Raw genomic sequence first — 12,096 nt, 5'->3', positions numbered from 1 at the left:
CTCAATTGGCGCCCGACGGCGCCTCTCGTTTGAGAATATCCATGATTGACTCTCTCAAGCGAGCGTAGGTTTCTGCCGTTGGATGAACTCCGTCCGTTGTCGAGCCAGGAGCAGCGAGTCCATGACCATTTCCAGTGAGGCTTGCAGGTAGAGGTACAAGTAGCGCACCGGAAATGGCGCTCATCTCGTTTATTTTCTGGTTCATTTGATTTATCATATCGATATCAAAATACTTGCTTCCCAATTCCTTTTCATCCTCAACGGGGAGAATGGGTAGCAAGTAAACATTCCGGGCAAGCTTTTGGGACCTAATAATGATCTCCTGGTAACGGACTGCCCATTTCTGTAAATAGTCCGGCTTGCCTGCACTGTCGGAATTTACCAATCCAGAATTGGCGTCATTGACGCCAATTCCCAATACTATTGTATTAATTCTGCCTTTGTAGGAGGCGAGGCCATCAAGTACCATGAGGGTCGAATCGACGCCCCCGCCCCCGATACCGGCATCGATTATCGGTATTGGCGATGGCCCAGTGTAAAGCGCTTCAATAATGCTGTCGCCAAGTAGAACGTTGAACGATGTGCTCAGGGCGGCAGCCTGCGGAAGCTCAAGACCAATGATGTTCGTTCTCACTAGGGCGTGTGGTGAAGCTATTGGCGGTGAAAATGCGGGGGTACTTCGCAGGATTGTGGCTCCTGTGAACAGAGCTGCGAATACCAGCGAGCCATAAAAAAATCCCGTAATGGCTGGATGTATCTTCATTAGTTCGCCGCTCTAGACATATGCATGGTCCTCCTATAGCAGTTCCCTGCCATTGGATAGGGTTGAAGTTGAGTGTGCACTTATATAATCGGCTAAAGCCTGTGCCGAGCGTTCATATGGCCGCTTGTGCCTTATAGCGGACGTAAGCCCCGATTATTTGAGAGATTGAGGATCGTGAATGCATCAGATGAGCTGGGAAGAGTCAGTACAATGGCTGCGCGATCAGAAGGATCAGCAAGCGCTGGTGCGCGCCTGCTACTTCGACGACCCGCTGCAGGATGCGGCTGAGCGCTTCTGGGAAAGCGGAGAGTGGAAGGCCATTGCCGCTCTTCTGCCGACGCCGGGCGGAATGGCGCTCGATCTTGGCGCCGGTCGTGGCATTAGCAGTTATGCTTTGGCCCGTGACGGCTGGGACGTGACTGCGCTTGAGCCCGATCCGAGCATGCTCGTCGGCGCTGGCGCAATTCATTCTCTCTCGGCAAGCAGTGGGCTGACGATCAAGGTCGCCGGAGACTATTCTGAGAAGCTGCCGTTTGCCGACAATACTTTCGATGTGATCAATGCTCGACAGGTTCTCCATCATGCGCGCGATCTGCCTCAGACCTGTCGCGAAGTCTACCGTGTTCTCAAGCCGGGTGGTGTGATCATTGCTACCAGGGAACATGTTCTGAGTCGCCGTGAAGACCTTCAGGCTTTCTTGGATGCGCATGCTCTGCATAAGTTCTATGGCGGTGAGAACGCCTTCCTGCTTCAGGAATACCTGTCTGCGATGACTGATGCTGGGTTGCATCTCGACAAAGTACTTGCCCCGCTAGATTCGCCGATCAACTATTTTCCGATGACGCCCGAGCAATGCTTTATCCATTGCACCCGCCCCATCGCCGCTATGATCGGTCGGCCACTGACCAATATCATCTTCAGCCGCAAGCACGTCGTCGGCCGGATGCTGATGAAACGCCTCGTAGCCGCATTGAATGCACGCGACCAGACGCCTGGCCGGCTCTATTCCTTCCTGGCAATCAAGCCAGCCGTGGCAAGCGGGCGTCGATGACAGTGGAGCCTGCAAGCAAGCCTGCAAAAGTCGTAAGAACTTATGAAGCGCTCGGCGATGTCCCCGGGCCGGTTGATTCTGTCGTGCTAGCCGCGCGGGAGCTTGTTTGGTCGCGACACGTTCTTTGGCATCTTTTCCGGCGTGATTTCGTAGCCGGCTTCCGCCAGAAACTGCTCGGTTACGTCTGGATTGTTCTTGCGCCGTTGCTCGCCATCGCGAGCTTCGTGTTCATGCAACTGACGGGTATTTTAAATCCCGGCAACATGGAAATACCCTATCCGATCTATGTCTACGTCGGCACAACGATCTGGGGTATCTTCGTCACCGCGCTGTCGGTTGTCTCGAACGGGCTGATTGCCAACACCGACCTCGTCATGCGGACAAACATCCCGAAGATCGGTCTTGCCGTCACTGGACTTGCAACGCTGTGCTATAATCTCCTGGTAAATCTTCTGGTATTCATTCTACTTCTGTTCGTCTTCGGAAGGGTGCCGTCGGCCTGGGTCATCCTCTATCCGCTTACGGTTCTGCCGATCATCGCGCTTGGAGTGGGCATCGGCCTCATGTTATCGGTCGTCGGTGCCGTTGCACGGGATGTGACCGGCATGTTCGTGACGCTGATCAACCTCGTGATGTATGTGACGCCGGTCGTATATACGGCTCAGTTTGCCAATCCGGCTCTTCAGAAGGTCGTTTTCTGGAATCCATTGACGTATCTGGTTGATGCGCCGCGCAGCATAATGGTGCTTGGTACAGTGCCCTACTGGCCCGGCTATCTTGCCGCGACGCTGTTTTCGGGCATCGTGCTTTGGATGGGCGTGCATGCCTTCTATCTGATCAAGGACAAGGTAACCGAGCGGCTATGAGTGCTGATAACTGGGCAATCCGTGCAGAAGGGGTCTCGAAGAAATTCGGACTGACCCTGCGGCAATCCATGAAATATGGGCTGCGCGATTCCGCCCGTAAGCTTGCCGGTCGTTCAAGCACGACGGATGTTCTTCGCGAAGGCGAATTCTGGGCGGTTAACGACGTCAGCTTCCAGCTCAACGGCGGTGAGGCGCTCGGCATTATGGGCGTCAATGGTTGCGGAAAGACGACCTTGCTCCGCATCTTGAATGGTGTCTATGCGCCGGACAAGGGGCGGATCCAGATTCGCGGGCGTGTTGGGGCGCTGATCGCTGCGGGAGCTGGCTTCGCGCCAATGTTGACCGGACGTGAGAATGTCTACGTCAATGGTGCACTGCTCGGTCTATCGACGCGAGAAATCGACGGCCTCATGGATGAGATCATCGCATTTTCGGAATTAGACCACTTCATAGACCTGCCGGTGCGTAACTATTCTAGCGGCATGTATGTCCGCTTGGGTTTTGCGATCGCGGCACTCAGCCGACCAGATGTGTTGCTGATGGATGAGGTGCTGGCCGTCGGTGATCTGAATTTCCAGAAGAAGTGCTTTGATCACATTTTGCAGCTAAAGCGCCAAGGAGCGGCGATAATTCTAGTATCCCATTCACCAGGAGCAATTTGGTCCGTCTGTGACAGAGGTCTTTTCATGAACCGGGGCTCGGTTCTGGTCGACGGGCCTGCGGAAGACGCCATTCGGGCGTATGACGATCAAAACTCTAGAAATGCTGCAATCGCCTCAAGCCAATTTGAGCAGGCCGTTTCAGCTCACGAAAAGAAGATCTCCGCTGACGAGGAAAAGGCAGAATATGGTCATACTAAGGGCGGAACCGGTGACGTTATTTGTACGTCGGTGGAAGTGATCGGTGAAGCCGGACCAAACGTGGGCGGTGAATTTCAGTTTAGAGAAAGTATCGAAATCGTTGCGGATATTGAGGTAAAGGAACCGCAAGAGAACCTACTGGTCCGTTACACTATAGACGCCGTTCACTACCGATTTATAGCCACGCTAGATAACTACGAGCAAGGGTTGGACTTGCCTAGAGTCATGCCTGGCCACTATATATTGAAAGTTCGGGTTCCCGCTCCGAATTTCAGGCCTGGCGCCTATGTCATAAATATAGGCATCACACGCAAAGAGGTTGGCGTGCACCTGTTTTATTGGTTCGGTGCATGCCGCTTTGTGGTTCTACATCCTCAAGACTTATTTCTATACGCCGATAACAATGCTGTGATGCATCTGGACAGTAAGTTCGAGTTCACTCCAAGGATTCAGAGTTCGCAAGGAACGTCGAACGTTATTGTTAATGAGGCCAGTTAGCGTGAGCACTTTTTTCAAAAAAACTGCGGACGAGTGCGGCGTCTTCAGAATGACGACGGACGATGTTCGAAAGATCACTCCTCCGAAGCTTCCATTGAAGTTTCTCTCTGAGTTCATGGCGGATGGCCGAACTCCGGCCCGTGCCATGACTGACGAGGCGATGCTGAAGCTTCTGCCGGCTCTCCAAGGAACCGGTACGATCCTGGAGCTTGGCGCAGGCAGCGACTATTACAAGAAGTTCTTGCCTTCGGATCAATCATATATGACCAGCAACATGGTTTCTGGTTTCGATATGGTTCTCGACATGACGAAGATAGATTTGCCGGACGACTCCGTCGATGCGCTTGTCTCTGTCTTCGCTTTGGAACATCTGTTCGATTTTCAGGCTGCATTCGAGGAGCAGTATCGCGTGCTGGCTCCCGGAGGTCGATTTCTTTTGATCGTCCCTTTCATGTACTATTATCATGCCGCTCCTGATGATTTTTTCAGGTTCTCATCTTCGGCACTCGACAAATTGCTTTCACCCTTTCGGATTTTATCGCGCCAACCCATAGGCGGGCGCTGGCTAATTTTTGCAGAATTCCTTCACGAAAAAAAAGTGATGGGATCGAAACTAGGTTACATGGCTCGCGTAGCCTTAAGATGTCTCGCTCTGCCTTTCCTTGCAAAAGGGTTGAAGCAAAATGATCCGAGATACGCTTTGGCGTTCGCCTATATCTGCGAGAAGGAAAAGAGGAGTTGAATACGCGAGGACTTCGACGCAAGGTTGCTAAATTGCTGCGGCGGCTGGCGGATGGCCTTTTTGTCGAGCCCTTAGCAAGCGAGATTCACGGTAACCAGCCTTATTCGGCCGATGGGTGGGATCACATCCCGCAAGATCAATATGACTACGTACCGAAGGGCAAATATGTCTACGGTCCGGTCGATCGTTTCCTCTTAGTCCCGAAAAACCGATATCGCGCCGTTCTGCTTCCAAACCAGGCGCGGAGCGCTGATCTCGGGGTAGGCTGGCTGACCGAGGACAATTCGGCCGAAGGCTATGATCTGCTTTGGGGTGACAGTTCGAACCTTCTCGTTTTCAAGGCGGAAGGAAACCATGCGCGCGAGAAACTGACGATTGAGATTGTTGATCGGATCGGGGCATATTTGCCGCAAAGCGGAAGCGTCTGCGATATAGGTTGCGGCGTCGGCGATCTGTTGCGTGAAGTGCGCCGACGGCGGCCGGCTCTTGCGGTTTCCGGTCTGGACTTTTCTGGGAAGGCAGTCGAAGGGGCGGCTCGTGCCATGCCTGATGGCGCTTTCCAGAAGTTTGTGATTCACCAGACCTTGCCGTATGAGACGTCATCCTTCGACGTGGTTCTGTGCACGGACGTGCTCGAGCATCTAGAGTATCCGAAGTGCATCGCTGCCGAACTAGTCCGCATTTGCCGTCCCGGCGGCATGGTGGCGATTGTCGTGCCCGATGGCACCGGTGATCAGTTTCTTGGACACAACTGGTTTTGGAGCGAAGAAAGTTTTGCCGCCATGCTTGCCGATCTTGGCGCCAGGGTTTCGACTCTGCCCATCACGAAAGAACTGATTGCGGTGATATTCCGCCCACAAGCTACTGAGGCACAGTGATGCTGACACGCATTCTCAACCGTCTCGAACGCCGCAGGCGTGAGAAGTTCGAAGCCTGGATGTTGGTTTCCACGCGGAACTGAGCCGGTTTTTCCACCGAGAAGTGAGCCACCTCTGAGTATGGTTTTCTGATCAGGGTTTGGTCAATGGGCTGGCTTTTTCTCCTCTCTTTTGCGCCGCGGCGGCCGAACTGGCCTTGAATCGAAAGCTGTCATTTCCGGTTTCCAGGATGTGGCAACGGTGGGTCAGGCGGTCGAGCAAAGCGGTCGTCATCTTGGCGTCGCCGAAGACTGTGGCCCATTCGCTGAAGCTTAGGTTGGTGGTGATGATGACGCTGGTGCGCTCGTAAAGCTTGCTCAGCAGGTGGAAGAGCAATGCGCCGCCCGAAGCGCTGAACGGAAGGTATCCGAGTTCATCCAAGATCAGCAGATCGAGACGAACCAACGTCTCAGCGATCTGACCGGCCTTGCCTTTGGCCTTCTCCTGCTCGAGGGCGTTGACCAATTCGATGGTCGAGAAGAAGCGGACCTTTCGGCGATGATGCTCGATCGCCTGGACACCGAGAGCGGTCGCGATATGTGTTTTTCCCGTGCCAGGCCCGCCGACGAGCACGACATTCTGCGCTCCGTCCATGAACTCGCATCGGTGCAGTTGGCGCACCGTCGCTTCGTTGATTTCGCTGGCGGCGAAGTCGTATCCGGAGATGTCCTTGTAGGCCGGGAAGCGGGCAGCCTTCATGTGATAGGCGATGGAGCGGACCTCGCGTTCGGCCATTTCCGCTTTCAGCAACTGGGACAGGATCGGCACGGCCGCATCGAAGGCTGGCGCTCCTTGCTCGATCAGATCCGTGACCGCTTGGGCCATGCCATACATCTTCAGACTACGCAGCATGATGACGACGGCGGCGCTGGCTGGATCATGACGCATGGCGACCTCCTACGATCCGGACACGCAGCCCGTCATAGCGTTCGACATTGGCCTTGGGTTCGCGCAGCAAGGTCAGCGCCTGTGGTGTGTCGATATCGGGACCATCACTGGTCTTGCCGTCGATCAGCCGATGCAGCAGGTTCAACACATGCGTTTTGGTTGCCACGCCGGCATCCAGAGCCAGTTCCACAGCGCGGAGGACGACCTGTTCGTCGTGATGAAGAACGAGAGAAAGGATATCGGCCATCTCGCGATCACCGCCGGGGCGGCGAAGCATCTGGTCCTGCAGTTGTCGAAAGGCCGGTGGTAGTTCCAGGAAGGGTGCGCCATTGCGCAAGGCACCGGGCTTGCGTTGGATGACGGCAAGGTAGTGTCGCCAGTCGTAAATCGTCCGCGGCGGCTTGTCGTGACTGCGCTCAATGACCCGCACATGTTCGCAAAGAACGTTGCCCTCGGCTGCAACGACCAGCCGCTCGGGATAGATTCGCAGGCTGACGGGCCGGTTCGCAAACGATGCGGGCACGCTATAGCGGTTTCGTTCGAAGGTGATCAGGCAGGTGGGTGAGACCCGTTTGCTTTGCTCGACAAAGCCGTCAAACGCGGCAGGCAGTGTCATCAATGATGCCCGCTCATCAGCCCATACATCCGCAATCGTGCCGGGCAAGGTGCCATGCGGTGTCTCCCGCCACAGGTCCTGGCAATGCTGTTCCAGCCAGGCGTTCAACGCCGGCAGATCGGGAAAGTCCGGCATCTGTTGCCACAAACGTGGTCGGGCATCCTGAACATTCTTCTCGACCTGCCCTTTCTCCCAGCCCGCAGCAGGATTACAGAACTCGGGCGCAAAGACGTAGTGGTTCGTCATCGCCAGGAAGCGGATGTTGACCTGCCGCTCCTTGCCGCGGCCGACGCGATCGACCGCGGTGCGCATATTGTCGTAGATCCCTCGCGCAGGCACACCGCCGAAGACCCGGAAGCCGTGCCAGTGGGCGTCGAAGAGCATCTCATGGGTTTGCAGCAGGTAGGCTCTGACCAGAAAGGCCCGGCTGTGCGCCAACTTGATATGCGCGACCTGAAGCTTCGTGCGCTCGCCGCCGATCACGGCATAGTCTTCACTCCAATCGAATTGGAATGCTTCGCCTGGGCGGAAAGACAGAGGAACGAATATGCCTCGGCCGGCCGTCTGCTGCTCAGCCCGCCACTCACGGGCAAAGGCAGCGACGCGACCGTAGGAGCCGGTAAAGCCCAGAACCACCAGATCGGCATGAAGTTGCTTCAGCGTTCGGCGCTGCTTGCGTGACCTCCCGGCCTCGGTCTTCAGCCAGCCCGAGAGTTTCTCTGCGAATGCATCAAGCTTGCTCGGCCGCTCCGGTACCGTGAACGTCGGCTCGATCGTGCCCGCGCTCAGATACTTCGCGATTGTGTTCCGCGACAGCCCGGTGCGCCGACTGATCTCGCGGATCGATAGCTTCTCGCGCAACGCCATCCGGCGGATAATGTTTAAAAGTCCCATGTGGATCACTCCGTTGCCCCCGTCGCTCTCCGCGCTGGGGGAAGGTTCACATGGCTCAATTCTCAATGGAAATTATGCGCCTAACCGGCTCAGTTCTGCGTGGAAACCAACAGACGATGTTAGGATCCAGCTCAATTCGCATTTGCTGGCCTGAGATACGTCCCCGAAAGGTGCCCGAAACAGCCTCCTTCAATCGGGAGAGAAATTCATCCCGCCGGAAGCCCAATCCCTCGGCCTGCGTGAACACGTCGCGCAGCCCTGCCTCTTTCCAATTGGCGCTTCTCGCCACGCCCTTGATCCAGTCGGGGTTTGCGACGATGTCATCCGTATCGATCGATACTTCTAGGTGCGTCGGACTGCGCTTCCAGTCAGCGCTGATGAGACCAACCGGCCAGACAACAGCTACACCTTGCTTTTTCCCAACACCCAGAGGCCAGCCCACGGCGAGCGACTGTTCGTTCGCTTCCCGCTTGACGAGAGCCTGCCGAAAGTCATCTGGCAACTCGTCGAGAGGTATCGAGATGGTGAGGACCTGCCCCTCTTCGGGCGTCAGAGGCCCAAGGCCAGTGAACAGTTGCCATTGAACAGAATGGCGATCTTCAACTTGAGTGATCGCACCTCTCGGGTCTGATCGTAATGCGGATCGATAGTATCGAAGCAACGCATTGGGATCGAACGCCGCGAAAGTATCTGCGACTTCACCTTCGCCGACGGAAGACCTTGAGGTCCGGAAAGTCGCGTGGACGGGCCTGAGGGTAAGATTGTCAGTTACTATGGTATTGGTGGCAATTGAAGAAACGGGTTGGGTGCCTGTCTTGTTCGCGGTGGCAATTGGGCGCCACCGACCATCGCGGCCTTTGGCCACTTTTCCAGCTTCGCTGAGGGCAGATAACTCGGCGTAAATTTCCGTACGCCTGCGCGGATCAAAATCGACATCAAGCAACGCAAATAGTTCGTTCGTTGTCCGGCCCGTCGGAAACGCCGATATCGTTCGCAGTAGTATAGACATGACTTACAAATAACCTCAGCCGAGCGCTCCCTCTCAGCTGATCCATTGAATCGCCCTCCTCCAATAAGCGATTGAGGCGCTTTGCGTGTCAACGGTTTGCAACTTGAAATACACGCCCATTTTCGACCCGAGGAGTTCAAGATGGAAGATTTGCATGAATAGTGTTCTTCAAGACACGAAAATACAAACGCCTTTTGCCGGTTAGGTGACCATACTGTTTCGCCCCACCGGCTTTGCGCGGTGAACTTGAAGGCCTCACTCAAGCGGATGCTGCGTCTATGCGATGAAAGCCTGCCGTTCTTTCCATTGACCTAAAGGATCGAGACCCAGAATTACCTTATCGAAGCCAAATTGGATATGCTGGCCGCTTCCCAGAACAAAGCGGTATGGGTGAGCTGGCAGGAACTGCAACCAATACCTCGTCATCAAGCCGCAAGGCTTCCGCGAGTTGTTTGAGCCATAAACTCTGCTCCTGGATGCGTAAGACACCGAGATACATGGGTAAGATGATCATCTTCGCAGATCTCCGTTCCTGGCGCAGCTCTGCACAGCTCGCATCATTCGGGACGCGGCACCTGCTCAGTCGGCAGGCGAAATTAAACCGCTGCACAACTAATGTTATCCGTAACATCCGCTTGCAAAGTCGAGATCGCAGCTTAACGTCCTCATCCAGGGGTGGCAGGGGAGTTCATAATGACAAGCGGTCAAATCATTGGGCTTGTATTTATCATTGGGTTTCCGCTTTGGGCGATTGTTGCGAGCGTCATTGCGTGGAAACAGTCCATACGCAAAAAACGTGCCGAGGGCAGCGTGCGTGCGTTGGAAGTAAAATATAGCCCTATCCTAAATGAGGAAGCAGAAGTCCAGCGACTACGCGATATCGCGAATTCAGTCTCAGTGGACATTTCAAATTTGAGGTCTTCCTATAACGAAAAGAAAGCGATCTTCGACCGCCTCGCAAAGGAGGTAGCGATTTTCGATGAGAAATTGGCGTTCGCCGAGATGGGCGTATATGAGCCTCATTTCGATTACACCGACAGTGAGCAGTACAAACAAACGATCATTGAGAACCGCGAGACCCAGAAACGGATGGTTTCGAACAAGATCGCTGCAATCGCAAAAACGGAGTGGACGGTTAGTGGCAGTAAGGCCAAGGGCCAGACGATGAACAATCGCAACGTGAAGCTCGCGCTCAGAGCTTTCAACAACGAGTGCGATGCAGCGGTCGCAAATGTCCGCTGGAACAATGCGAACGCGATGGAAAAGCGGATCGTCAACGCTCGCCAGCAAATAGACAATCTGAACGCTACGAACGACGTCCATATTACCGATGAGTATCTAAAACGTAAACGCTCATTTCCCTGCACGTTGACGCCCGCGATTCCGGCGCGGTGTTCGACTTGGGAACGGTTTCTGCGTTGATCAGGCCGCTGCGGCCTTTGGAAAGTTGAATGGCAGCAGGTCAGAGATGTCGGCGTCGTCGGCGCGCTGCGGCAACTCGGTGAGGACGTGGCGCAAGTAGGCCAGTGGCTCGACGCCGCAAGCCCGGCATGTCAGCATGAGGCTGTAGACCACGGCGCTGGCCTTTGCTCCATCGACGGTGTCGCTGAACAGCCAGCTTTTTCTGCCAGTTGCAAAAATCCTGATGTCACGCTCCAGAAGGTTGTTGTCGATCGGCATCCTGCCATCATTTGTGTAACGCGTCAGATATTCCCATTGGTTCAGCGTGTAGGAGATGGCATCGCCAAGCTTGCTGTCCGGCAAGACCTTCGGGGCGATTTCATCGAGCCATTTTTTCAGGGCATTCAGGATGGGAACGCTATGTTCCTGGCGAAAGCGGCGAATGCAATGATCTCGCGTTTCGCCGTCATCCGGTATTTCGTCGCGCGCTTGCTTTTCAATCCGGTAGAGTTGTTCGAAGAACTTGAGGGCCTGCTCCGGTGGGCCGCCGGGTTTGTTTCTCGTCTTGAGAGCATTGACAAACCGCCGTCTTGAATGGGCCATACATCCAATGTGGGTGGCCCCCTCCAGCGTGCGCCAGGCGGAATAACCATCGCTCATCAATATGCCGCGGTAATCGCCGAGAAAGGCCTGCGGATAGATCTGTCCGCGGCCCGGCTGATAATCGAGAAGCACGATCGGCTCGGCACTGTCCTCACCGCTGCGATAAGCCCACATGAAGGATGTGTCGGTGGCCGCTCTGTCCTTTTCCTTCAGGACCTGAACAGTCGTCTCGTCGCCATGGATGAGAGACTGTGATCGAAGCCGCAGCTTCAGCGCGTCATAGATGCGGACGAGATGCTTCTCGCTCGAGCCGATCACCCAGTGCCCCAGAGCACCGCGGCTGACAGGAACGCCGGCGCGCTCGAAGGCCTGTGCCAGACGATAGAGTGGCGTGCCATCGACATATTTGTGCACCAACGCGAAGGCTAGCGTCGAGGCCGTGGCAATGCTGCCCGGCAAGGGTTGCGCGGGCATCGGCGCAATGATGACCGGCGTGTTGATGCCGGTGCGGTCGCAATTCCGGCAGGCATATTTGAACCGCACATTCTGAAGGACCTTTGCCTTCACCTCGATATGAAGCTGCTCGCTAACGGCCTCACCCATGCGATGCATTTGGTGATGGCAGCAGGGGCAAGCCTTCTGATCGTCGGGCAGGTCATATTCGACGCGTTCGCGCGGCAGGTTTTCCGGTAACGGTCGGCGGCCGCGCTTCTTGCCTTCCTGCTTTTCTGCCGGCGGCAAGCCGGTGTCCGGAAGATCGACGACATCGCCTTCTTCGCTGTCATCCTCACCGGCGACCTGTTCGGCTTCATTGAAGAGGCGATCAATGTGCTTTTCGCTCTTCGGCGCAAAACGATGTGAGCGAGCAAGCGCCAGCTCTTCCTCGAGTTTGACGACGCGCTCGGCAAGTTGACGGTTTTCCGCCTGCAGCGCGGCAATGCGCGCCATCAGCTCCTCAACAGTCGGTTCGCCAGTTCGATTCATCAGA

11 protein-coding genes are annotated in these 12,096 nt (G+C 55.4%); 6 read left to right on the top strand and 5 right to left on the bottom strand.

Annotated features, from left to right (window positions below):
• Position 1: 1 nt before the first annotated feature.
• Entirely contained in the window at positions 2-763 is a 762-nt protein-coding gene (locus tag QD461_RS15235) for an SGNH/GDSL hydrolase family protein (protein ID WP_414088468.1), read from the bottom strand.
• 178 nt (positions 764-941) lie between these two features.
• On the opposite strand from QD461_RS15235, the gene QD461_RS15230 reads away from it, so the two are divergent.
• Genes QD461_RS15230 through QD461_RS15210 form a run of 5 tightly spaced genes read left to right on the top strand, consistent with a single transcriptional unit; the run spans position 942 to position 5,658 of the window.
• The gene (locus QD461_RS15230) at positions 942-1,814 is read left to right on the top strand and encodes a class I SAM-dependent methyltransferase (protein WP_414088467.1); all 873 of its coding nucleotides are present in this window, start codon (positions 942-944) and stop codon (positions 1,812-1,814) included.
• The gene (locus QD461_RS15225; RefSeq protein ID WP_414088466.1) at positions 1,811-2,680 is read left to right on the top strand and encodes an ABC transporter permease; all 870 of its coding nucleotides are present in this window, start codon (positions 1,811-1,813) and stop codon (positions 2,678-2,680) included. Before QD461_RS15230 ends, QD461_RS15225 begins: the two co-directional genes overlap by 4 nt.
• Complete coding sequence (locus QD461_RS15220; RefSeq protein WP_414088465.1) at positions 2,677-4,038, top strand: ABC transporter ATP-binding protein; 1,362 nt, start codon at positions 2,677-2,679, stop codon at positions 4,036-4,038. Before QD461_RS15225 ends, QD461_RS15220 begins: the two co-directional genes overlap by 4 nt.
• A 1-nt stretch (position 4,039) precedes the next feature.
• Positions 4,040-4,780 carry a methyltransferase domain-containing protein gene (locus QD461_RS15215; RefSeq protein WP_414088464.1) on the top strand — a complete coding sequence of 247 codons (741 nt, stop codon included), beginning with the start codon at positions 4,040-4,042 and terminating at the stop codon, positions 4,778-4,780.
• Positions 4,777-5,658 (top strand): class I SAM-dependent methyltransferase, encoded by an 882-nt coding sequence (locus QD461_RS15210; RefSeq protein WP_414088463.1) that lies wholly within the window; start codon positions 4,777-4,779, stop codon positions 5,656-5,658. The genes QD461_RS15215 and QD461_RS15210 overlap by 4 nt, the downstream gene beginning before the upstream one ends.
• 132 nt (positions 5,659-5,790) lie before the next feature.
• Here the strand turns inward: QD461_RS15210 and istB are convergent, their stop codons facing one another.
• The 3 genes from istB to QD461_RS15195 are packed head-to-tail and all read right to left on the bottom strand — an operon-like array spanning position 5,791 to position 9,104.
• Positions 5,791-6,585, bottom strand: coding sequence for an IS21-like element helper ATPase IstB (gene istB / locus QD461_RS15205; protein ID WP_004118321.1), 795 nt, complete (start codon positions 6,583-6,585; stop codon positions 5,791-5,793).
• Positions 6,575-8,095: an IS21 family transposase gene (gene istA / locus QD461_RS15200; RefSeq protein ID WP_028754964.1), complete on the bottom strand. Its 1,521-nt coding sequence runs from the start codon at positions 8,093-8,095 to the stop codon at positions 6,575-6,577. Before istA ends, istB begins: the two co-directional genes overlap by 11 nt.
• A gap of 55 nt (positions 8,096-8,150) precedes the next feature.
• Entirely contained in the window at positions 8,151-9,104 is a 954-nt protein-coding gene (locus QD461_RS15195; RefSeq protein WP_004118317.1) for a hypothetical protein, read from the bottom strand.
• Between the two features lie 693 nt (positions 9,105-9,797).
• Here QD461_RS15195 and QD461_RS15190 point away from each other — a divergent pair.
• Complete coding sequence (locus QD461_RS15190) at positions 9,798-10,526, top strand: DUF4041 domain-containing protein (protein WP_051043305.1); 729 nt, start codon at positions 9,798-9,800, stop codon at positions 10,524-10,526.
• Here the strand turns inward: QD461_RS15190 and tnpC are convergent, their stop codons facing one another.
• On the bottom strand, positions 10,527-12,092 hold the full coding sequence (gene tnpC / locus QD461_RS15185) for an IS66 family transposase (RefSeq protein WP_004118315.1): 1,566 nt from the start codon (positions 12,090-12,092) through the stop codon (positions 10,527-10,529).
• Between the last annotated feature and the right edge of the window lie 4 nt (positions 12,093-12,096).

It is taken from the genome of Rhizobium sp. BR 314 (assembly GCF_047445805.1).
In the GTDB taxonomy this organism is placed as follows: Bacteria; Pseudomonadota; Alphaproteobacteria; order Rhizobiales; family Rhizobiaceae; genus Rhizobium; species Rhizobium lusitanum_B.
Note: the sequence above shows the minus strand (reverse complement) of the source record. Positions and strands in the feature narration are given on the sequence as shown.